The organism is Vibrio sp. Vb1337 (assembly GCF_033338715.1).
GTDB lineage: Bacteria > Pseudomonadota > Gammaproteobacteria > Enterobacterales > Vibrionaceae > Vibrio > Vibrio alginolyticus.
In genome coordinates this window covers 36,354-59,009 of the sequence record NZ_JAWOTD010000026.1, presented here as the reverse complement: position 1 = coordinate 59,009, position 22,656 = coordinate 36,354, and the positions used below count along the sequence as shown (strand labels likewise).

Below are 22,656 nucleotides of genomic sequence, written 5' to 3'. Positions count from 1 at the left end.
AGTCAGTGCCGACAATCGTGTTCCACAAGCATAGTCATTTCTAATACGCTTTGTACACCCCAGTCTAAGTTCGGTTTTCTTACGCTTCTCATTCTTATTTTTGCACTTGAAACAGCGCTAATTTAAAGCAACATCAAACAAGATGGGTTAATACCTATTGTTCTCTTTTCTCAGTAAAACAGAAGTCACTTAAACCGATAAGTCCAATAGGCAAAAGCAATCAAGCTACCAGAGCGAAATGTACGGATAGTAAGGGCATAAAGGGTTTATAGAGATCTCAATTATTCGTTAGAAAATTTTAACCCTCTCGCCTAAGAGCCGTAACCTCGCTATACTCCTGCTTTATTTTTCCGCCAACAGCGTAAGAGCTCAAGACATGCAAGAGTACATTGAATTTTTCCAACAGAACATGATTCTATCTTTGGTTTGGGTAGGTCTTCTTATCGCCTTTATCATGAACATCGTGAAATCAGCGACAGCCGCATACAAAGAAATCAACGTAAACCAACTGACTCATCTTATGAACCGTGAAAACGGCGTTGTAGTGGATATCCGTACCAAAGACGAGTTCAAAAAAGGTCATATCACCGACTCACTTCACATTTTACCGTCAGACATCAAAGCGGGTAACTTGGGTAGCCTTGAAAACCACAAATCAGACCCAATCATTGTGGTATGTAAGACAGGACAGACCGCTCAAGAAAGCGCAAACCTACTAGTAAAAGCAGGCTTCGAAAACGTGAGCCTACTAAAAAATGGTTTGATTGCGTGGAACGAAGCGAACCTGCCGTTAGTTCGCGGTAAGAAGTAGGAACGTGGCAAGAACGAAAGTTCGTGTTTAAACGCGCTTTTACCAAGCCTCGCGGACAAAAAACTGAGCAAATTGAAAGCAGTTGGAGCACTAAGTTGTGACGCTTTGCACGTAATACACGCTTCATCTAGTCAAGGTAGATTGGCTCAGTTAGTCTCAGGACATACCAGTTTTCTGAGCTTAGACGTTTCTAGGCTCAACAAATATTGATTTAAGGATTAAAAAATGGCTGAAGCAGCACCTCAAGACGCACAACAAAACTTCGCAATTCAACGCATCTTCCTAAAAGACGTTTCTTTTGAAGCGCCGAACTCTCCAGTAATTTTCCAGAAAGAGTGGAACCCAGACGTTAAACTAGACCTAGACACTCAAAGCCGTGAGCTTGGTGAAGGCGTTTACGAAGTTGTTCTACGCCTAACCGTTACTGTGAAGAACGAAGAAGAGACTGCGTTCCTATGTGAAGTTCAACAAGGTGGTATCTTCACTGCTGAACAAATGGAAGCTGGTCAACTTGCACATTGCCTAGGCGCATTCTGCCCGAACATCCTATTCCCATACGCTCGTGAAACTATCTCAAGCCTAGTCGTTAAAGGTACGTTCCCTCAACTGAACCTAGCGCCAGTAAACTTTGACGCGCTATTCATGAACTACCTACAACAGCAAGCTCAACAAGGCGAAGCTGAAGCGTAATTCACGTTTTATAAGTGACGAATAGCCACAGTGCTGACGTCACCGACTCAAATAAAATGCACAGAGCGTCTACCATCCGATGCAATGTGCATTTTTTATTTCTGACAAAAGTTCCTAGTTCCTAATCGCCAGAAGGCGTAAAATTTGACGATTAGGAACTAGATTCTACTAGTAGCAAGACAATTAGGCGGTAGCATGACACAAGCAAATACAAACAATGCTTACGGTAAAGACATCGCAATGACTGTGATTGGCGCAGGCTCATACGGCACCTCTTTGGCAATTTCACTCGCTCGTAACGGCGCGAACGTTGTCCTTTGGGGACACGAGCCAGAGCACATGGCTCGCCTAGAAGCAGACCGAGCTAACCATGCCTTCTTACCAGGTGTTGATTTCCCTGAAAGCTTGATCATTGAATCGGATTTAGAAAAAGCCGTTCAAGCAAGCCGAGATTTGTTGGTTGTGGTTCCAAGCCATGTCTTTGGCATCGTGCTAAACAGCTGTAAACCATTCTTGCGCGAAGACTCTCGCATCTGTTGGGCAACCAAAGGGCTTGAACCTGAAACGGGGCGCCTGCTGAAAGACGTCGCTTATGACATTATCGGTGAAAACTACTCACTAGCAGTATTGTCTGGCCCAACGTTTGCGAAAGAGCTCGCAATGGGTATGCCGACTGCAATTTCAGTTGCGTCTCCAGATTCTGAATTTGTTGCGGATCTACAAGAAAAAATCCACTGTAGCAAAACCTTCCGCGTATATGCCAATAGTGACTTTATTGGTATGCAATTGGGCGGCGCTGTGAAAAACGTTATTGCGATTGGTGCGGGTATGTCTGATGGTATTGGTTTTGGCGCCAACGCCCGTACTGCATTAATTACTCGTGGCTTGGCTGAAATGAGTCGCCTTGGTGCTGCGCTGGGTGCACAGCCAGAAACCTTTATGGGCATGGCAGGTTTAGGCGATCTTGTCCTGACATGTACCGATAACCAATCACGTAACCGACGCTTTGGCTTGGCATTAGGCCAAGGTAAAGACGTTGATACGGCTCAAGAAGAAATTGGCCAAGTGGTTGAGGGTTACCGCAATACAAAAGAAGTATGGCTACTCTCTCAACGTATGGGTGTTGAGATGCCGATAGTTGATCAAATTTATCAAGTATTGTATCAAGGAAAAGATGCGCGCTTAGCAGCGCAAGATTTACTTGCTCGTGACAAAAAAGCCGAAGGAAAGTAGCAATCTACCGCCCTTTGCAGCTCATCTGAGAAAAATTGAAGTTGTCGGGTCACGGAAGAACCACTCTGGATATTGAGAATGAAACACTGCGAAAAACAAAAAGTCTGGAACAAAATTGTCTCAGAAGCCCGTGAAATGTCAGAACAAGAGCCTATGCTGGCGAGCTTCTATCATGCCACCATTATCAAGCATGAAAGTTTGTGTGCCGCTCTGAGTTATATTCTGGCTAACAAATTGAACACCGCTTCCATGCCAGCGATGGCTGTGCGTGAAGTGGTTGAAGAAGCCTTTGCGGCTGATCCAACCATCACTGACGGCGCGGCTTGTGATATTTGTGCCACGGTCAATCGCGACCCTGCTGTTTCAATGTACTCAATGCCATTGCTGTACCTAAAAGGCTATCACGCACTGCAAGGCTACCGAGTAGCAAACTGGCTGTGGAAGCAAGGTCGTCACGCTCTTGCGACTTACCTACAAAATCAGATTTCGGTAGCATGTCAGGTCGATATTCACCCTGCAGCGCGCATTGGTAGTGGTATCATGCTCGACCATGCAACAGGCATCGTGATTGGTGAAACTGCCGTGGTCGAAAACGACGTGTCTATACTGCAAGATGTCACCCTTGGTGGTACTGGTAAAGAATGCGGTGATCGTCACCCGAAAATTCGCGAAGGCGTAATGATCGGCGCTGGTGCAAAGATTCTTGGCAATATCGAAGTTGGTGAAGGCGCGAAAATCGGATCTTGCTCTGTGGTATTGCAAGCCGTGCCTCCTCACACAACGGTGGCTGGCGTGCCTGCAAAAATCGTCGGACGTCCAAAAACGGACAAACCTTCTCTCGATATGGATCAAGGCTTTAACGGCAAGTCGCAAAGCTTTATCCATGGAGATGGTATTTAATCGTCAACAAACCTTTTTGACAACAACGTGGTAGGTAACTCTCAAGTGCGAAAACAAAATCACCCTGTTCTACGCTCGGCTATTTTATTAACTTGTGCTTTATCTGCCACTTATCCCATTACCTCCTCTGCTGTGACTCAGCAAGAGCTCAAAGGCGTATCCAGTGAGATAAGCCGTCAGCGCAAATCGCTCTCTTCCCAAGAAAAGCAGCTCAATGAGTTACAGAAGTCACTAAAAGATCAAGAGCTTGGAATTTCTAAGCTTGAGCGTGAAATACGACAAACCAAGTCTAACCTCGCACAAGCAGACAAAAACATAGAAAACCTAGAAGAGAAAATTGCCTTGCAAGAAGCACAGCGTCAAGAGCAAGAAGAAGAACTCAAACAGCTGCTGCAAACGTATTACGTAACCGAGCGAGCGAAGGCCAATGGTCACTTGTTAAATCAAGGTGTGGAAGAAGACCGCATGAGCCAATACTTCCAGCATTTAGCTAAAGCACGTGCTGAAGTGATTGATGCGATCACCAAAATAACCCAAGAATTAGCGCACAACAAAAACCAGCTCGAGCTAGAAAAAGAGCAAATCGAGACTCTGCTCAAGCAGCAATCCGAAAAACGTACAGCGCTAGCGAGTACACAATCCAAGCGTAAGCAAACCCTGAATAAAATTCAGAGCAGTATCAAGAATGACAAACGCTACTTAGCCGAGCTGCAACGCAACGAAACCCGTTTAAAAGCAGAGATCGCCAAAGCAGCGAAGCGTAATGCGGTGCCAATGGACGGACTCGGCAAACAGCGTGGTAAGTTGCCTTGGCCACTCAAAGGCAGTGTGTTACACAACTTTGGTACGCGACAAACCGGGCAGGTAAACTGGAAGGGCATGGTGCTGTCTGCCAACTATGGTCAACAAGTGAAAGCCGTTTATCCTGGTACTGTCGTATTTGCGGAGTATCTGCGCGGATACGGTTTAGTGGTACTGCTCGACCACGGCAAAGGTGACATGACCCTCTATGGTTACAACCAAGCCTTAACTAAAAAAGAAGGCGACCGAGTCACCGCCGGCGAAGTGATTGCTCTCGCGGGTGATACAGGTGGTCAAGACAGGCCATCGCTGTACTTTGAAATTCGTCGTAATAGTGAAGCGCAGAATCCGAAATCTTGGTTAAAACGCTGATTATCTGACTGATAGACTTATAATAAAAAAGGAGCCACTCGGCTCCTTTTTTGTATTCATATTTTGGCAAATGCTATGCGTAGTAGGTTTCTACCGCATCAATAAAAGCATTCACATCATCTTTGCTTAACGCGTTGATTCCTGCCGCCGCCTCTCGCCCCCCACCTGTCGGGAACTGACCACACACGGCAACGGCACCTTGTTTATTGTTTAACGGGGCACGGAGTGAAACCGTATAAGTCCCATCTGAATTTTCAGTAAGTACCGCATGCGCAGAGTCAGGGGTTTGGTTTGCTAGCCAGTTGCCATAAACACCACTGATTCGGCGTGATGCCGCCGTGTTTGGTAACTCAAACAACTTCAGCTTACCGCTCTCATGCATGGCAGGCACTGCGAGAGCCACCTCCATGTCTTGTTGGTAAGCCGATTGCAATTGGTAGTATGGCGAGGCCGTATCTTCAATAGCTTCAAATGGTGACGTGTACTTCAGCAAAGCTCGGTACAACTCCGCAGGGTGAAAGTGTAAATCTTCAACTTTCGATCCGTAGCCGTTGTAGTTAATTAAAGTACCCAGCTCTTTTAGCTGCTCTTTCTGTTGCTGCAACAAGCCCGCGTTATTCGCTAACTCATCGGCTTTAGCAATCATGTTATCGCCATAAGCCGCCGTAATCGCCCAGTCATGAAAACGTCCATCGAGCAACTTATCGACAATCAACGCCGTGCACATGTTGGCATCGAGATCGATGTGCGCATCCAAATTACCATGCTGAGGAATGTCGCCCGCTTTGTGATGATCGGCGTAAAAGACGTGCGCGCCTTGAGCCAAAGCTTGCTCTAGACCTGCCATGTTCTTTTCCATCGAAATGTCTAACACAGTCAGCTCATCACCCGCTTGCACGTCTACTTTTTCCACCAGCTTGATGTCGCGCTTTACACCGGTTATTAACTGGGCATCGACAGGATCAGCCAAACGTAATTGTAGAAGAGCAATGATGCCATCAGCATCACCATTAAAAATGTCGTAATTCATGGGGCGATAGTTCCTTTATCGAGAATCTTATCCCTGCAAGGGTTTTTAGCGTATGGGACTATTGTGCGTGGCATATTTGACAAGTCAACTCGAGCCACGACTCGAAAATGAGAGTGACTCTCGAAATATTAAGCAGCTTGACGTTTAACTGTGTAGATTGCTAACCGCATCTTCTAATAACAGTAGCTGCTCTAAGCCCTGCTCAGTTGCTAATGGCTTAACGACATTAAGCATCTGCAACATCCCTTGCTTCACCATTTGCTCAGTAATGTTGGTTTTTGAAGCCATCGCAGATTGATACGCCAACCAACTACACGCAATCAAGTGCAATGTACATACCAGTGACTTCAACTGTAGTTGATCGACATTCAACAGCTTCATCGTTACGAACTCTTGCATAATAGCAATGAGATTCGCTTGCAGCTTCTCTTGCACATCGATGTACTGCTCGTGTAGCTGTTCATCTCGTGACAAGATTTCTGGTAGGTTTGCGTAGAAAAAGCGGTATTTCCACATCAAGGTAAAAATAGAGTCTAGGTAGCTCTTCAGCATAGTCAGGCTCTCTTGCGAACCTTGAATAGGGGTAAATCTTTCTAAAAGTTCTGCTGAATAAAGCGCAAAGATCTCACGAACGATTTCTTGCTTATTGCGGAAGTGGTAATACAGATTACCAGGGCTAATTTCGATGTGATCGGCAATGTGATTGGTGGTGATGTTGCGCTCACCATGTTGGTTGAACAACTCCAGTGCCGCGTAGACGATTTTGTCGCGCGTTTTCATTGTTATCGTGTTCCCTCTTCATTAACGAATCGAGTATAGCGACTTCACCAACCTAGGTCGATAGAGGCTCCAAATACGGTAACATAACAGACCAGTTAAGATGCCAGTTGAGTTGGCGACAAGGTCTAACCAAGAAGTTTGTCGCCCTACATACCCTTGCAACCACTCAATAACGGCGCTGAATAGCAAAATACTAATCGCCACCGCCCAACGTTGACGCCAACGCCACACACAAAAACAACCTAAAAACGCAAAGCCGCTATACGCCATAGCGTGCTGCATTTTGTCGAGATACGCGATATTGCCCCAGTCTTGCAGTTCACCTGAACTCAGAGATAAAAAAGCGATCAATATGGCGTAGCTAAAGATGACGAAACGTGCAGCCGTCAGGTTCATTGGACGTCCTTATGCAATTGGAAATGGAAAGGCCGTCACTTGATCAATGTGGTCACAGCCTAGCGCCAGCATGATCAAACGATCGATACCCAACGCGACCCCTGCACAATCTGGCAACCCTGCTTCCAGTGCAGAGATCAGATGATAATCGATCGGCTGTGGTTTTAAACCCATTTCGATACGCTTTGCGTTATCTTGTTCAAAGCGCGCTAATTGCTCTTTCGGGTTATCCAGTTCATGAAATCCGTTCGCCAGCTCTATCCCCTTAAAGTACACTTCAAAACGATCCGCGACGCGATGATCTTGAGGATTGATTTTCGCAAGCGCCGCCTGTGATGCAGGGAAGTCGTACACAAAAGCCGGCACGTCCTGACCAATTTTGTTTTCTACTCCCACGCTAAATAGTAGTTGCAGCAGCGTATCGCGATCTTCTTCTGACTCAGCAATGTCACTCAAACCCAGCTTGCTTGCCGCCGCTTTCAGCTCAGTCATCGAGCCTTCCAGTGGACACACACCCAACACATCAATGAAGGCTTGCTTATACGTCATGCGCTGCGCTGCGCCACACTTCAATACCAGCTGCAACAGGTCATCCATTTCATCCATCAATTTATGATGGTCAAAGCCAACGCGATACCACTCCAACATCGTGAATTCAGGGTTGTGGTAGCGACCATTCTCTTCATTACGAAATGCTTTGTTGATTTGATAAATACAACCGCTACCCGCAGCCAAAAGGCGCTTCATATGGAATTCTGGGCTGGTCATAAAAAACAGCTTACTGCCATCGGCATAGCCTGGGCCAACAAACTCGGTTTGGAAAGTATGCAAATGGATGTCAGTCACGGTTGCGTGACTCATGGCTGGCGTATCGACTTCCATCACCTGTCGGTCAGCGAAGAATTGTCGAATCGACGCGACTAACGTCGCACGTTGACGAAGTTGGTCAATGGAAGCAGTAGGTTGCCAGTTGGTTTGCATAACAAATCTCTCAAACTTTAATTCAGCGAGGAAAGTCTCATTCTACATGCTTTTTACTCTTCAAGAAGAGAGGAATATCCCTTCTTCTTTTTACTAATGAGCTCGCCAATTTGAGGCAAGCATTACTCGTGCCGCAGAACAAAAAACACTCAGTTAAAATCCTATTATCCATGCGGTTAATGTCACGCAACACAGGCTTAACATCCCTAATGTTAATGCTTGAGGGCCAAAACCTCGATGCCGTGATAGCAGTCACATAACCTATAAATTCTATGCCCTTAAGTGCATTACCGAAGCAAAAACCCAATTACATCAATTTTTCTGCCATGTGGCTCATCTACACTAACCCTACTACTTTTGGGGAGTTCTTTTTAAAGAGCGCCTCGTAATGACAATAACAAGCGGATTTCCGCAATCACACACTGGAGGATAACTGTGCAAATTATCACCACAGATATCGCAGTCATCGGCGCAGGCGGCGCTGGTCTTCGTACTGCTATTGCAGCGGCTGAAGCAAACCCAGACTTAGAAGTCGCTCTGATTTCTAAAGTTTATCCAATGCGCTCCCACACGGTCGCTGCAGAGGGTGGCTCAGCAGCAGTTATCAAGGATGAAGATAGCTTAGACAACCACTTCAACGACACTGTTGGCGGTGGTGACTGGCTATGTGAACAGGATGTTGTTGAATACTTTGTAGAGAACGCGACTCGCGAAATGATCCAAATGGAGCAATGGGGTTGCCCATGGAGTCGTAAAGAGAACGGTGAAGTCAACGTACGCCGCTTTGGTGGTATGAAGGTTGAACGTACTTGGTTCGCTGCAGACAAAACTGGCTTCCACATGCTTCATACGCTATTCCAGACATCAATGAAGTACAGCAACATCAAACGTTTTGATGAGTACTTTGTGGTGGATCTGCTTGTTGATGAAGGCGAAGTTCAAGGTCTGATTGCTATTCACATGTCTGAAGGCGAGCTTGTTACTATCAAAGCAAAATCGGTTGTTCTAGCAACAGGTGGCGCGGGCCGTGTTTACCACTGTAACACCAACGGCGGTATCGTAACGGGCGATGGTATGGCAATGGCTTACCGTCACGGCGTTCCTCTACGTGATATGGAATTCGTTCAATACCACCCAACCGGTCTTCCTGGTACAGGTATCCTGATGACGGAAGGTTGTCGTGGTGAAGGCGGTATCATCGTTAACAAGAATGGCTACCGTTACCTACAAGATTACGGCATGGGTCCTGAAACTCCAGTTGGCCAACCGAAGAACAAATACATGGAACTGGGTCCTCGTGACAAAGTTTCTCAAGCTTTCTGGCACGAACAACAGAAAGGCAACACCATCAAACACCCACTGGGTGACGTGGTGCACCTAGACCTTCGCCATCTTGGTGAAGAGTACCTACAAGAGCGTCTACCGTTCATCTGTGAGCTAGCAAAAGCTTACGTAAACGTGGACCCTGCAAAAGAGCCAATTCCAATTCGTCCAACCGTTCACTACACCATGGGTGGTATTGAAACGGACGGCGGATGTGAAACTCGCATTAAAGGCCTATTCGCGGTGGGTGAATGTGCGTCTGTTGGTCTTCACGGTGCAAACCGTCTAGGTTCTAACTCACTGGCTGAGTTCGTGGTATTTGGCCGCGTAGCGGGTGAAAATGCAGTGAAACGCGCAGCAGAATTCAAAGGTTGGAACGACGCGGCAATTGACGCGCAAGTCAAAGCCGTTGAAGAGCGCATCGCGAAACTGATGAACCAAGAAGGCGACGAAAACTGGGCAGAAATCCGCACAGAAATGGGCCACACCATGGAAGCAGGCTGTGGTATCTACCGCCAAGAAGATTTGATGCAAGCGACTATCGACAAAATCACTGAGTTGAAAGAACGCTACAAACGCATCAGCATCAAAGACAAAGGTAAAGTGTTCAACACAGACCTTCTATACGCAATCGAAGTGGGTTACGGCCTAGAAGTCGCAGAAGCGATGGTTCACTCTGCGATTCTACGTAAAGAATCGCGCGGCGCGCACCAGCGTCTAGACGACGGTTGTACAGAACGTGATGACGTAAACTTCCTAAAACACTCACTTGCTTTCTACAAGCCAGAGTCAGCACCAAGTATCGATTACAGCAATGTGACCATCACTAAGTCACAACCAAAAGCTCGTCTATACGGTGAAGCAGCAGAAAAAGCCGCGGCTGAAGAGAAGAACGCAGAGGAGCAAGCATAATGTCAGCAAATCGCATTCAAAAAGTAGACATCCTGCGTTACGACCCAGAAAAAGATGCAGAACCATACAAGCAAACATTCGAAGTCCCATTCGATGAAACCATGTCTGTACTTGACGCACTTGGTTACATCAAAGACCACCTAGACAAAGATCTGTCTTACCGTTGGTCTTGTCGTATGGCGATCTGTGGTTCTTGCGGCATCATGGTGAACAACGTACCGAAACTTGCTTGTAAGAGCTTCCTACGTGACTACCCAGACGGCGTGACTATCGAGCCTCTAGCGAACTTCCCAATCGAGAAAGACTTGATTGTTGATATGACGCCATTCATCGAGCGCCTAGAAGCAATCAAACCATACATCATTGGTAACGATCGTAAACCAGAAGACGGTACGAACTTGCAAACGCCAGAACAGATGGCGAAATACAAACAGTTTGCTGGCTGTATCAACTGTGGTCTGTGCTATGCAGCATGTCCTCAGTTTGGTCTTAACCCAGAGTTCATCGGTCCTGCTGCACTAACGCTAGCCCACCGCTACAACCTAGACAGTCGTGACAACGGTAAAGATGAGCGCATGAAGCTTATCAACGGTGAAAACGGTGCTTGGGGTTGTACGTTTGTTGGTTACTGTTCTGAAGTTTGTCCGAAGAACGTTGACCCAGCAGCGGCAGTAAACCAAGGCAAAGTGGAGTCTTCTATGGACTTCGTGATTGCTATGTTGAAACCTGATGGTTCACCAAAGAAAGTGGAGGCATAAGGATGAGCAATCGTAAACCTTACGTTCGTGAAGTAAAACGCACTTGGTGGAAGAACCATCCTTTCTACCGCTTCTACATGCTACGCGAAGCTACGGTGCTTCCGTTAATCCTATTCACTCTGTTCCTAACTTTCGGTTTAGGTTGCTTGGTGAAAGGTCCTGAAGCATGGCAAGGTTGGTTAGCATTCATGGCGAACCCAATCGTAGTCGCAATCAACATCGTTGCACTACTCGGTAGCCTATTCCACGCTCAAACTTTCTTCAGCATGATGCCACAAGTAATGCCAATTCGTTTGAAAGGCAAACCAGTGGACAAGAAGATCATCGTATTGACTCAGTGGGCCGCTGTTGCGTTTATCTCACTGATCGTTCTCATCGTGGTGTAAGGAGCTGAGCAATGAAACCGAATTATAGTGTAAACACATCACCAAAACGTTCTGATGAGCCAATCTGGTGGGGTCTGTTTGGCGCAGGTGGTACTTGGTTCGCGATGATCACGCCAATCACGGTATTGGTGCTGGGCATCTTGGTCCCACTAGGCGTGATTGATGCAGAAGCGATGAGCTACGAGCGTGTCTCCGCATTCGCAACCAGCATCATCGGTGCGCTATTCATCATTGGCACGCTAGCATTGCCAATGTGGCATGCAATGCACCGTGTACACCACGGCATGCACGACCTTAAGTTCCACACTGGTGTGATTGGTAAAATTGCATGCTATGCATTTGCAGGCCTCATCACTGCACTAGCAGTTATCTTTATCTTCATGATTTAAGAGACTGACCAAAAAAGAAAAAGCTGGCTAAATGCCAGCTTTTTTATTGCTTTGGGTTACCTATGATCTTTTTGCTTTTTAAGCTTTTGACCACCCATGATCTTATTGCTGTGTGACCTTCTTTGTCTGGTCCATAAGACCCAGAGCACCAAAGCCAGTAATCACATCTAGGTTTGTTTTCAAGCCCGTTTCGTCACTTCCACCAATGTAATTTTGTGGCATCTGAACTTGGAAGTTTTGCAAATTGTTGTACAGCGAGTTCGCTACGTCTCGATTCAATTCTGCCAAGTAAACTTCACGGTTTGCTCCTAACGCCGCATACTTACCTTTAAGGACTTCAGATTCTGCGCGACCTTTCGCTAATATCGCTTTCGCTTCAAACTCAGCAGAAAGTGCGTTCGCTTTTTGAATCGCTAAGTTAGCCTCTGCGATAGCTAGCTCTTTCTCCTTCTCGACTTCAGCAAGTCGTTTGGTTTTTTCCACTTCAACGATTTCACGCTCTGCAATCTGACGTGCAACTTCCACTTCTTTTTGCTGAGCAATAATTGCGAGTTCTTTACCACGCTGAGCGTCTTGCACCTCACGTGTTCGTTGAATCTCTTTGCGTAACTGCTCGGTCTCTGCCTGTGCTTTCGACGTTTCTTGTTCCTGAATCGCGCGAATACGATCCGCCACTAAACGCTTTTTATCTGCCAATAGCTGATCTAATTGCTTTTCTGGCTGCGGGTCACCAATGGTCACCTGCGTCACTTGAATACCGTATTGTTGTAACGGATTGTCTTGACGAATCGGTTGCCCGGTTTTGTCTACGACAGGTACGGTTTTCCAAACCAGTTGATTGGTGCGCTGTAATTGGTTCGGATTAGCTTGATTCGCCCCAACAGGCGCAAGATCCAACTCTTCCACTTCAACCTGACGTCGCTCTGTTAGATAAATCCCCTCTCGTAACTGATCGCCAAGTTTCGATTTGAACTGGTTCAAACCACCTTGGAAAAACTCTTCACCCGTGTATTGGGTTGCGGTAATCACCGTTACGTTACGTGCGTTCTTTACAAGCAGCGCATCGATCAAGTTACTGTTGTTGCGGAACTCTTTATGCATCTTCTTCACCGCTTCAGGGTCATTACTGAGCTTAAAGCGGAATGTTACGGGGATCTGACCAATATAGGTGTCGGCAAATCGAACCTGAATCGCATCAAGACGTTGATAAAAATCTTCGCCCTTGCTGTTACCGAATGACACGGTGATCACTTGGTCATACTTGGTGATTTTGGACAGAAATGGCATACGAAAATGAATGCCAGGTTCAGTAAACACATCCAACTCACCAGTAATATTATTCTGATGCACGTAGCTGTAACCCGCATCGGTCATCAGCACCGAGCTATTAATCGTTAAGCCTATTGCCAACAGCGGTACGCCAAATACGGCTGCTTTTAATCCTTTATGTAGTAACTGACGTCTCTCTTCCACCTTTAAACCCCTTCCTAAACCTCTGCTTTCCATTTTGTTCTCCTTTTTTGGATTGTTACTGAGTTAAATCGATAAAAATCAGATTGCTATGCAACTCAGCAACAAGTACTAATGTATCAAAATGTTACATTAAGGAATAATCGACAGATTCATGGAATAAATAAGATTTTTACGAATAATACAAAATCATCAAAAATTTGCGGAGGATATCGATGTTTTACGCAGAGGGATTAAAAGAGAAGAATCACAGGCAATAAAAAAGGCCGCCGAAGCGACCTTTCTAACAATCATATAAAGTGCTTACTTCACACGACCTACGTATTCAGCAGTACGAGTATCTACGCGAATCACTTCACCAATTGAGATGAACAGAGGAACACGAACAACAGCGCCAGTTGATAGCGTAGCTGGTTTACCGCCAGTACCTTGAGTATCACCTTTCAGGCCTGGGTCTGTGTCTACAACTTCTAGCTCAACGAAGTTTGGTGGAGTAACAGTAATTGGGTTACCGTTCCAAAGAGTGATCATACAAGTGTTGTTTTCTACCAACCACTTAGCGTTTTCACCTACCGCTTTTGCATCCGCTGCGATCTGTTCAAACGTTTCACTGTTCATAAAGTGGTAGAATTCGCCGTCTGAATATAGATAATCTAGGTCGATATCCATTACGTCTGCCACTTCACAAGTGTCACCAGACTTGAATGTTTTCTCTAGCACTTTACCAGAAAGAAGTTTACGAATTTTAACACGGTTGAACGCTTGGCCTTTACCTGGTTTAACGTATTCGTTTTCCAGAATTACACAAGGCTCGTTATCAAGCATTAACTTAAGACCGCCTTTAAATTCATTGGTGCTAACTGTAGCCATTTTTTCCTCTTACATTCTTAGAGCTAAATTCAATGCCGCACATAATAACCCGAAAAGTCGAATCTGTTGAGCAAAACTGGCTCAAACAGTTGGCGAATGGGATCTCTGATCCTGCAAAATTGCTCGAAATACTGGAAATTGATCCTTCACCGTGGCAAGACGGGTTTGCCGCGCGCAAGCTGTTTGCACAGCGTGTACCGCAAAGTTTTGTCGATAGGATGGAGAAAGGCAACCCTAAAGACCCTCTTTTACGTCAGGTTTTACCACTGAGCGACGAATTTGAGGTGCATCCGGGTTACTCCAATGATCCATTGGAAGAGCAGGACAATGAAGTCCCTGGCCTGCTACACAAGTATCGCAACCGCGCCCTGATGATTGTCAAAGGTGGCTGCGCGGTAAATTGCCGTTACTGCTTTCGTCGTCACTTCCCTTATCAAGAGAACAAAAGCGGGAAACAAGCCTGGACCAAGTGCTTAGAGTACATGGCACAACAACCAGAGTTGAACGAAGTCATCTTCTCAGGTGGTGATCCATTAATGGCAAAAGACGATGAGATTCATTGGCTTTTAGAGCACATTGCTCACATTCCTCACATCAAACGTCTGCGTATTCATAGCCGTTTACCTGTGGTGATTCCTGCTCGAGTCACTGATGAACTATGCCAACTTCTGCAAGCATCAAGGTTACAAATCATCCTCGTCACTCACATCAACCATGCCAACGAAATCAATGACGAATTTGCTGAACAGATGTTCAAGCTCAAAAGAGCGGGCGTTACGCTTCTAAACCAAGGCGTTCTGCTGAAAGGCGTGAATGATTCGGTAGAAGCTCAAGTGGCGTTAAGTGAGGCCTTATTTGACGCGGGTATCTTGCCTTATTACCTCCACGTTCTTGATAAGGTGCAAGGCGCAGCGCACTACTTTATTTCGGACGAAGAAGCGAAAGCTATTATGCGCGGACTCATCACGCGTGTATCGGGTTATCTGGTACCAAAACTCACACGAGAAATTGGTGGCAGGCCAAGTAAAACGCCGTTGGATTTGCATTTAGAGTAAGCTCTGACGCTCAATTAAATTTGTCGTCTAGATTGATTATTTTTGTTCGCTTTGCACGGTAAGTCTATGCATACTCCGCACTTTTGGAGGTCAAGATGCATACAGCATTCGAACAAATTTTCGATCTTGGCCCATTCAGTTGGCCTGCCCTACTATGCTGCGCCATTAATGGGCTCATGATCGGTATAGAGCGCCAAACTCGTGGTAAACCGGTTGGCATTCGCACAGCAATATTAATTATTTCAGGCACCTACCTGTTTATGTCGATGGCAGTGTCGTTATCGCCAAATACACTTGATCAAGCACGAGTGCTTGGTCAGATCATTACTGGCGTCGGCTTCTTAGGCGCTGGCGTTATGATGACACTTGATGGAAAAATCCATGGCGTAACATCCGCGGCTGTAATATGGGTGCTAGCAGGTTTAGGTTTGATGATAGGTTTGGGTTATTTAACGCAGTCGGTGGTTATTACTCTCCTGACATTAACCGTGTTGTTAGGTGTGGATAAAGCAGAAAACCACATCAAAGCATTACGCCGCGGTGTTCATCAAAGAATTCAACAACGCAAAACTTCATCACGATTAATTAAATAGTTAACGATCCGAGAAACTCGCTTCATCCCATCTGTAATTAAAAAGCCCTCGACGAACATCGAGGGCTTTCTGTATATAAAGATTCTGACTTTCTCAGGGATTACTTAGCAAAGTTGATGAGTGGGAAACACTTGAAGAAACCGTTATCCGCACAGTTCAAAAGACCAATTTGCACGCCATCGATTTGATCGGTCATGTTGAAGAAACCAAACTGGAAATTAGACTTCTTAGAGATACTCGCTAAGCCCACATCCGCCATGGTGTAGCCTTCAGAATAGTTCACCGCGCTCCAGTTCAAGCCTTTTACGTTGTTCGTAATGTTAACAGCACCCAAGTTAACACCCGTCGTCTGACCTTGGTTCCAGTTAACTAAGCCTAAAGACGCGCCTTTCATTTCTTGATTTACTTTTGCTGCGCCAAAAAACAGACCGAAGTTCACACCTGTCGTACGATCCGTTTCTGACATACCAAGCAGTGAAAAGTCGACACCTTTAACCTCATTTACCTGCCCATGCAGCACAGCTAAACGAACGCCACCTACTGAAGAATTAGAGGGTGCGTTTGTGTTATCGATAGTAGAGAACATCACAGGTGTACTGTCGGCAAAAGCAACAGGTGATGCGATAGCGGCTGCAACCGCCAATGACGTCATAAGCTTTTTCATTTTCATCTCCATGATGGGAAGCAACAATTTACAACATAGTGTAATGTTCAGATTTTGCTCTGTCCCCGTTCAAAAAGTGTTAGCAATAGGTCAGATTTAACCATCTGACTCAAAAGAAAAAATATTTCTCTTCGATTTTTTGCTTCTGAAATGGCGCTTTTTACGCTCAAAAATCTCATGATAAGCCACTCCAGAACGTCATGTTTCTCAGGTGACACGCATAAAAAAAGTCGAGGCATCTGCCTCGACTTTTAAAGGTTTGGTCGGTTATCTTTCCGCTATAAGGGCTCCCTTAGAGCGATGAGATAAGCTGGCTTACATCATGCCGCCCATACCGCCCATGCCACCCATGCCGCCCATGTCAGGCATCGCTGGCGCGTCTTTTTGCGGTAGGTCAGTAACCATCGCTTCAGTAGTGATCATCAGACCTGCAACCGATGCTGCGAATTGTAGTGCAGAACGAGTAACTTTAGTTGGATCTAGGATACCCATTTCTAGCATGTCGCCGTATTCGCCTGTTGCCGCGTTGTAGCCGTAGCTACCTTCACCCGCTTTCACGTTGTTCGCAACAACTGAGTCTTCCTCACCTGCGTTCTTCGTGATTTGACGGATTGGCGCTTCCATTGCACGTAGTGCAACGCGGATACCAACGTTTTGTTCTTCGTTGTCACCCGTTAGGTGAGCAATCTTAGATGCCGCGCGGATAAGTGCAACACCACCACCAGCAACAACACCTTCTTCAACCGCTGCGCGAGTTGCGGCTAGCGCATCTTCTACACGGTCTTTCTTCTCTTTCATTTCAACTTCAGTCGCAGCACCAACTTTGATTACTGCAACACCGCCAGCCAGTTTAGCTACGCGCTCTTGTAGTTTCTCTTTGTCGTAGTCTGAAGTTGCGTCTTCGATTTGTTGACGAATCTGAGCAACACGGCCAGAGATCATCTCTTCTTCACCGATACCATCGATGATAGTCGTGTTTTCTTTCGTGATAGAAACACGCTTCGCTTGACCTAGATCTTCTAGTGCAACTTTTTCTAGCTCTAGACCGATCTCTTCAGAAATCACAGTACCGCCAGTTAGGATAGCGATGTCTTGTAGCATTGCTTTACGACGGTCACCGAAGCCAGGTGCTTTCACAGCTGCAACTTTTACGATGCCACGCATGTTGTTCACAACCAATGTTGCTAGCGCTTCGCCTTCTACATCTTCTGCAATGATAAGCAGTGGACGAGATGCTTTCGCGACAGCTTCTAGCGTTGGAAGAAGCTCACGAATGTTTGAGATCTTCTTGTCTACTAGAAGAATGAATGGGTTTTCTAGATCAACACTGCCTGATTCTTGGTTGTTGATGAAGTAAGGAGACAGGTAACCGCGGTCGAACTGCATACCTTCTACTACGTCTAACTCGTCTTGTAGCGCCTGACCTTCTTCAACCGTGATAACGCCATCACGACCCACACGCTCCATTGCTTCTGCAATGATATTACCTACGCTTGCGTCTGAGTTTGCAGAGATAGTACCAACCTGCGCGATCGCTTTTGTGTCGTTACATTCAACAGAAAGCTCTTTTAGTTGCTCAACTGCCGCGGCAACAGCTTTGTCGATACCACGCTTAAGATCCATTGGGTTCATGCCCGCTGCGACTGCTTTTAGACCTTCGTTAACGATAGATTGTGCTAGTACCGTTGCTGTTGTTGTACCGTCACCCGCTGCGTCGTTTGCTTTAGACGCAACTTCTTTAACCATTTGTGCGCCCATGTTCTGGAATTTATCTTCCAGCTCGATTTCACGCGCTACTGATACACCATCTTTAGTGATAGTCGGTGCACCAAAAGATTTGTCTAGAACGACATTACGTCCTTTAGGACCCAGTGTTACTTTTACTGCGTCAGCCAGAACGTTTACACCTTCCAGCATTTTAACTCGTGCGTCATTACCAAATTTAACGTCTTTAGCAGCCATCTTTGATTTCCTTTCTAAAATTCTTTGTGTGTAATTTCGTAATTGAATCTGAGCAAAAAATTACTCAATGATTGCTATTATTCAACGATCGCCATGATGTCGTTTTCAGACATGACAAGCACTTCTTTACCGTCGATTTTTTCAGTTTTTGTACCGTAACCTTCAGCGAAGATAACGGTATCACCGACTTTAACGTCTAGTGGCAGTACGGTGCCGTTTTCTAGGATGCGGCCTTTACCCACAGCTAGAACAACACCGCGAGTCGATTTTTCTGCAGCAGAACCAGTCAGAACGATGCCACCAGCAGACTTAGATTCAACTTCTTTACGTTCAACGATAACTCGGTCATGTAATGGACGAATGTTCATCGGTCGTCTCTCCTGAAAATTTCCATGTTTATTTGATAATTGTCCTTAGGGACTGTAGCCCCAGACACGTGATCCCTATATAAGGGGTCGAAGCAGCGATCCCAAGGGGGTGGCACAAAATTTTTGTGACTTAGTTAAAATAACGAACAACTAGGCAACGGTTTGCGTTAGAAATGCTCACTCGCTCGGCATCTCGCTTTCTTGTATCCTTGCAGTTTGCTCACCAGATAGTTGTCACACATGCAGGAAAATAACAAGCTGGAACCCCAAGCGACCGATAAGCATGGTTTGTTGACCGCACCCATTCCTGAAACGCTGCGGAAAATGACCGTACCCATGACCATGGGCATGATCGCAATTTTGATGTTTAACTTGGTGGACACGTTTTTTATCTCGTTGCTTGGCACTCAAGCGCTAGCAGCTATCAGCTATACCTTCCCTGTAACCTTTGCGGTTAACTGCATTACGATGGGGATTGGGATGGGACTAGCGACCAATATTGGTCGCTTGCTTGGGCAAGGTCATGCACCACAAGCTGCTCGGTTCACCACTCACGGTTTGTTGTTAGCCGTGTTACTTGTGGCTATCGCGTCTTCTATTGGCTTTACCACCATTGCGCCATTGTTTCGTTTTCTTGGTGCGTCTGATGATCTCATCCCTCTTATTGAGCAATATATGCAGGTCTGGTATCTCACCATTCCTCTGCTAGTGATCCCAATGGCGGGCAACAGTGCTATCCGAGCTACTGGCGACACAAAAACACCAGCAAAAGTCATGATGTTGGCTGGTTTGATTAATGGCATGCTCGATCCATTGTTGATTTTCGGTTATGGCCCTTTTCCGGAACTTGGCATTCAAGGCGCAGCCATAGCAAGTGCCTTTAGCTGGTTAGGTGCTTTGTGTGGCTCATTCTATGTGCTAATTAAACGGGAAAAATTGCTTGCTCAACCCCAATGGGCTTTGCTGAAACAAGACTGGCAACAGACACTAAAAATTGGTACCCCTGCAGCGCTATCAAACGCGATGAATCCGTTGTCCGGTGCCATTCTGATGATGCTGTTATCCAACCACGGTACAGCGGCGGTTGCTGCTTACGGCGCAGCGCAGCGTATTGAGTCTATATTGATTTTAGTATTGATGTCGCTGACCTCTGCCCTCACACCGTTTATGGCACAAAATTTAGGAGCCAAACAACCGCAACGAGCCTTTTCCGGTTTATTTATTAGCATGCGTTTTGCAGTGGTATTCCAAGGGTTTATCTTCTTGATGATGGTGCCACTGAGCATTCCTCTGGCTGCGCTGTTTTCTCAGGAAGATGCGGTGAAAAACCTGCTTTGGCATTATTTACTGGTGGTGCCATTTAGTTATGGCTTCCAAGGCATCGTAATGATGTTAGTCAGTGGTTTGAATGCGATGCACAAGCCATTGCGTGCATTCCAGTGGAGCTTTATGCGGCTGTTCATTTTTACCTTGCCATCGGCGTGGGTCGGGAGCCAAATCTACAGCATTGAAGGCTTGTTTATCGGTATCGCGGTTGGGAATACGTTGGGTGGGCTACTGGGCTACTTGTTTGCGCTGCGCGAGCGAAAATTAACGCTCATAGAGCAGAGCAGCGTGTCTTAACACTCGTCTATCGCTAGTTTCTTTTTGTTGATTCTCAAATACAAAAAAACCGCGGAAAGCCGCGGTTTTGTTTATCTATTTCAAGCTTGCTTAGAACAACTCTTCAGCAACTTTGTATAGATCGTTGCGTACTGGACGCTTCATGTTTTCGATTGCGTCGATGATATCGTGGTGAACAAGTTGCTCTTTCACGATACCTACACAACGACCACCATGACCTTCGATCAATAGGTGAACAGCGTAGTTACCCATACGAGATGCTAGTACGCGGTCAAATGCAGTTGGACGACCACCACGTTGGATGTGACCAAGTACTGTTGCACGAGTTTCACGACCTGTCGCGGCTTCGATGTCACGTGCTAGTTCATTAGCATCCATCATTAGCTCAGTAAGCGCGATGATCGCGTGTTTCTTACCTTTAGCGATACCATCTTGGATGTTGCTGATCAGCTTGTCTTTGTCTAGACCAGTTTCCGGAGTGATGATGTATTCACAACCGCCCGCAATTGCAGACATCAGAGTCAAATCACCACAGTGACGGCCCATGATTTCTACAATTGAAATGCGTTGGTGAGATGAAGAAGTATCACGTAGACGGTCGATTGCATCGATAACGGTGTTTAGTGCACTTAGGTAGCCCACAGTGTAATCCGTACCTGCGATATCGTTGTCGATTGTGCCCGGAAGACCGATACATGGGTAACCCATTTCAGTCAGTTTCTTCGCACCCATGTACGAACCATCACCACCGATTACCACTAGTGCATCGATACCATGTTTTTTCAGGTTCTCAATCGCTTTTTCACGAACTTCCACTTGTTTAAATTCAGGGAAACGTGCAGAACCTAGGAACGTACCACCTTTGTTGATCACATCTGAAACGCTAGAACGATCTAGCTTCTCGATGCGGCCTTCGTATAGGCCTAGGTAGCCGTCGTACACACCGAATACTTCCAATCCTTCGGATAGTGCTGTACGTACTACGCCGCGTATCGCAGCGTTCATACCAGGTGCGTCACCGCCACTTGTTAAAACACCGATCTTCTTAATCATGCTCACCCTCGATCTTTGGCAATCAATTATTTAATTTTCTTTTAGGCCCCTTGTTACCAAGCAACCTGCATAATCCAGAACTGTGCGTTATGTTACATTTCCTCTACAGGATTACCAATGAAAACGCACTTTTTTATGTAACTTTTCTACTTATGTAAGAGTATTACAGTTTCTCTATGAAACTTTGTTGATTCATATCAGGATCACGAATCTTAATAAGTATTGATGGAAAGATAGTCAATAAGTACCTGTTTGTCGTCGGGCACTGATGGATTTTTCAAGCCTACCAATCTTGTGCTTTCTGCTCTTTCTCTGGTCCGAAAACGACAGACAATGGATCTTGATGGATCAATACATCCGCATCAGGAAACAGAGCCAATAAATTATCTTCCACTTTATCAGCAATGTAATGCGCCTCAATTAATCTTAAGTTATCGTCTAGCTCTAAATGCAACTGTATAAAGCGCGTCGGTCCGGACATTCGCGTTCGTAACTGATGCACGCCCAATACCCCTTTTACGCTCAAACAAGCTTGGTTAATTTGCTCAAGCTCTTCATCGGGCAACTTTCTATCAAGTAAGGTTTGAATCGCTTCGCTGACCATTTTGAAAGCGCTATAAAGAATGAAGACACCAATACCAATCGCAAACACAGCATCCGCTTGAGTCACTCCAAAATAACTGAGCCCCAGAGCAACCATGATCGCAGCATTCATATACAAGTCAGTCTGATAATGCAGAGAATCCGCCGCTATTGCTTGGCTCCCCGTCACGCGAACCACATGTTTTTGGAACATCACCAAGCCAAGTGTGACCACAATCGCAAACAGCGATACATACACACCTAACTCCGGTGCGTGTAAAGCATGTGGGCGGAAAAATCGGTCAATCCCGTTAAGAATCAAAAATACTGCCGAGCCCGAAATAAACATTGCTTGGGCTAGGGCCGCTAAGGACTCAGCTTTACCATGTCCAAACGTATGTTCGCGGTCTGCCGGTTGTAAGGCGTAACGAACCACCACAAGATTCACAACCGAAGCCGCGATATCTAACATGGAGTCAATCAATGACGCCAATAAGCTCACTGAGCCGGTTACCCACCACGTGATGACTTTTACTATCAGAAGAAGCGTCGCCACAATGGTTGCAGTCCAAGCGGCGGTCGTAACTAAACGTGCGTATTGCTGTTTCATAATCAAAGAGTTAACTAAAACCATACGTTGAGTATATTGAATGA

The 22,656-nt window shown here is 45.9% G+C and carries 23 protein-coding genes; 12 read left to right on the top strand and 11 right to left on the bottom strand.

Features of this window, described 5'->3' with window-relative positions; all coding sequences use genetic code 11:
• Nucleotides 1–376: 376 nt before the first annotated feature.
• From R7E42_RS21160 to R7E42_RS21140, 5 genes are all read left to right on the top strand, one after another.
• Nucleotides 377–811 (top strand): rhodanese-like domain-containing protein, encoded by a 435-nt coding sequence (locus R7E42_RS21160; protein ID WP_318072977.1) that lies wholly within the window; start codon nt 377–379, stop codon nt 809–811.
• A 225-nt stretch (nt 812–1,036) separates the two neighbouring features.
• A complete protein-coding gene (gene secB, locus R7E42_RS21155; RefSeq protein WP_005386410.1) occupies nt 1,037–1,501 on the top strand; it encodes a protein-export chaperone SecB in 465 nt (154 codons plus the stop codon).
• 195 nt (nt 1,502–1,696) lie between these two features.
• Complete coding sequence (gpsA, locus tag R7E42_RS21150; RefSeq protein ID WP_005381474.1) at nt 1,697–2,734, top strand: NAD(P)H-dependent glycerol-3-phosphate dehydrogenase; 1,038 nt, start codon at nt 1,697–1,699, stop codon at nt 2,732–2,734.
• Nucleotides 2,735–2,812: 78 nt separating this feature from the next.
• A complete protein-coding gene (cysE, locus tag R7E42_RS21145) occupies nt 2,813–3,634 on the top strand; it encodes a serine O-acetyltransferase (protein WP_005381475.1) in 822 nt (273 codons plus the stop codon).
• A gap of 27 nt (nt 3,635–3,661) precedes the next feature.
• Entirely contained in the window at nt 3,662–4,807 is a 1,146-nt protein-coding gene (locus tag R7E42_RS21140) for a murein hydrolase activator EnvC (protein ID WP_318072976.1), read from the top strand.
• Between the two features lie 73 nt (nt 4,808–4,880).
• Here R7E42_RS21140 and R7E42_RS21135 read toward each other — a convergent pair whose 3' ends face one another.
• From R7E42_RS21135 to epmA, 4 genes are all read right to left on the bottom strand, one after another.
• Nucleotides 4,881–5,837 (bottom strand): DHH family phosphoesterase, encoded by a 957-nt coding sequence (locus R7E42_RS21135; protein WP_318072975.1) that lies wholly within the window; start codon nt 5,835–5,837, stop codon nt 4,881–4,883.
• A 144-nt stretch (nt 5,838–5,981) separates the two neighbouring features.
• A complete protein-coding gene (locus tag R7E42_RS21130) occupies nt 5,982–6,617 on the bottom strand; it encodes a TetR/AcrR family transcriptional regulator (RefSeq protein ID WP_005386402.1) in 636 nt (211 codons plus the stop codon).
• A 21-nt stretch (nt 6,618–6,638) separates the two neighbouring features.
• Entirely contained in the window at nt 6,639–7,013 is a 375-nt protein-coding gene (locus tag R7E42_RS21125; RefSeq protein ID WP_017635567.1) for a VanZ family protein, read from the bottom strand.
• Between the two features lie 9 nt (nt 7,014–7,022).
• Nucleotides 7,023–7,994 (bottom strand): elongation factor P--(R)-beta-lysine ligase, encoded by a 972-nt coding sequence (epmA, locus tag R7E42_RS21120; protein WP_154204977.1) that lies wholly within the window; start codon nt 7,992–7,994, stop codon nt 7,023–7,025.
• A 435-nt stretch (nt 7,995–8,429) separates the two neighbouring features.
• Here epmA and frdA point away from each other — a divergent pair, with 435 nt between their 5' ends.
• Genes frdA through frdD form a run of 4 tightly spaced genes read left to right on the top strand, consistent with a single transcriptional unit; the run spans nt 8,430 to nt 11,762 of the window.
• On the top strand, nt 8,430–10,229 hold the full coding sequence (gene frdA / locus R7E42_RS21115; RefSeq protein ID WP_005381487.1) for a fumarate reductase (quinol) flavoprotein subunit: 1,800 nt from the start codon (nt 8,430–8,432) through the stop codon (nt 10,227–10,229).
• Nucleotides 10,229–10,987: a succinate dehydrogenase/fumarate reductase iron-sulfur subunit gene (locus tag R7E42_RS21110; protein WP_005381489.1), complete on the top strand. Its 759-nt coding sequence runs from the start codon at nt 10,229–10,231 to the stop codon at nt 10,985–10,987. Before frdA ends, R7E42_RS21110 begins: the two co-directional genes overlap by 1 nt.
• Nucleotides 10,988–10,989: 2 nt before the next feature.
• Nucleotides 10,990–11,373, top strand: coding sequence for a fumarate reductase subunit FrdC (gene frdC, locus R7E42_RS21105; RefSeq protein WP_005381491.1), 384 nt, complete (start codon nt 10,990–10,992; stop codon nt 11,371–11,373).
• A gap of 11 nt (nt 11,374–11,384) precedes the next feature.
• Entirely contained in the window at nt 11,385–11,762 is a 378-nt protein-coding gene (gene frdD, locus R7E42_RS21100; protein WP_005381493.1) for a fumarate reductase subunit FrdD, read from the top strand.
• Nucleotides 11,763–11,864: 102 nt separating this feature from the next.
• On the opposite strand, the gene R7E42_RS21095 is transcribed toward frdD, so the two are convergent.
• Both R7E42_RS21095 and efp read right to left on the bottom strand, forming a co-directional pair.
• Nucleotides 11,865–13,268 carry an SPFH domain-containing protein gene (locus R7E42_RS21095; protein ID WP_005381498.1) on the bottom strand — a complete coding sequence of 468 codons (1,404 nt, stop codon included), beginning with the start codon at nt 13,266–13,268 and terminating at the stop codon, nt 11,865–11,867.
• Nucleotides 13,269–13,535: 267 nt separating this feature from the next.
• Nucleotides 13,536–14,102, bottom strand: coding sequence for an elongation factor P (efp, locus tag R7E42_RS21090; RefSeq protein ID WP_005381500.1), 567 nt, complete (start codon nt 14,100–14,102; stop codon nt 13,536–13,538).
• Nucleotides 14,103–14,134: 32 nt separating this feature from the next.
• Between efp and epmB the strand changes: the two genes are divergently transcribed.
• On the top strand, nt 14,135–15,157 hold the full coding sequence (gene epmB, locus R7E42_RS21085; RefSeq protein ID WP_005381502.1) for an EF-P beta-lysylation protein EpmB: 1,023 nt from the start codon (nt 14,135–14,137) through the stop codon (nt 15,155–15,157).
• A 95-nt stretch (nt 15,158–15,252) separates the two neighbouring features.
• Nucleotides 15,253–15,750, top strand: a complete 498-nt coding sequence (locus R7E42_RS21080) for an MgtC/SapB family protein (RefSeq protein WP_005381504.1) — start codon at nt 15,253–15,255, stop codon at nt 15,748–15,750.
• Nucleotides 15,751–15,850: 100 nt separating this feature from the next.
• Here R7E42_RS21080 and R7E42_RS21075 read toward each other — a convergent pair whose 3' ends face one another.
• From R7E42_RS21075 to R7E42_RS21065, 3 genes are all read right to left on the bottom strand, one after another.
• Nucleotides 15,851–16,414 (bottom strand): VC2662 family protein, encoded by a 564-nt coding sequence (locus R7E42_RS21075; protein ID WP_005381507.1) that lies wholly within the window; start codon nt 16,412–16,414, stop codon nt 15,851–15,853.
• Nucleotides 16,415–16,729: 315 nt separating this feature from the next.
• Nucleotides 16,730–18,376 carry a chaperonin GroEL gene (gene groL / locus R7E42_RS21070; protein ID WP_005381509.1) on the bottom strand — a complete coding sequence of 549 codons (1,647 nt, stop codon included), beginning with the start codon at nt 18,374–18,376 and terminating at the stop codon, nt 16,730–16,732.
• A 77-nt stretch (nt 18,377–18,453) separates the two neighbouring features.
• Nucleotides 18,454–18,744 carry a co-chaperone GroES gene (locus tag R7E42_RS21065; RefSeq protein WP_005381516.1) on the bottom strand — a complete coding sequence of 97 codons (291 nt, stop codon included), beginning with the start codon at nt 18,742–18,744 and terminating at the stop codon, nt 18,454–18,456.
• A 240-nt stretch (nt 18,745–18,984) separates the two neighbouring features.
• Between R7E42_RS21065 and R7E42_RS21060 the strand changes: the two genes are divergently transcribed.
• On the top strand, nt 18,985–20,367 hold the full coding sequence (locus tag R7E42_RS21060; RefSeq protein WP_033907284.1) for an MATE family efflux transporter: 1,383 nt from the start codon (nt 18,985–18,987) through the stop codon (nt 20,365–20,367).
• A 90-nt stretch (nt 20,368–20,457) separates the two neighbouring features.
• Here the strand turns inward: R7E42_RS21060 and pfkA are convergent, their stop codons facing one another.
• Entirely contained in the window at nt 20,458–21,420 is a 963-nt protein-coding gene (gene pfkA, locus R7E42_RS21055; RefSeq protein ID WP_005381521.1) for a 6-phosphofructokinase, read from the bottom strand.
• A 283-nt stretch (nt 21,421–21,703) separates the two neighbouring features.
• Nucleotides 21,704–22,612: a CDF family cation-efflux transporter FieF gene (gene fieF, locus R7E42_RS21050; protein WP_025768809.1), complete on the bottom strand. Its 909-nt coding sequence runs from the start codon at nt 22,610–22,612 to the stop codon at nt 21,704–21,706.
• Between the last annotated feature and the right edge of the window lie 44 nt (nt 22,613–22,656).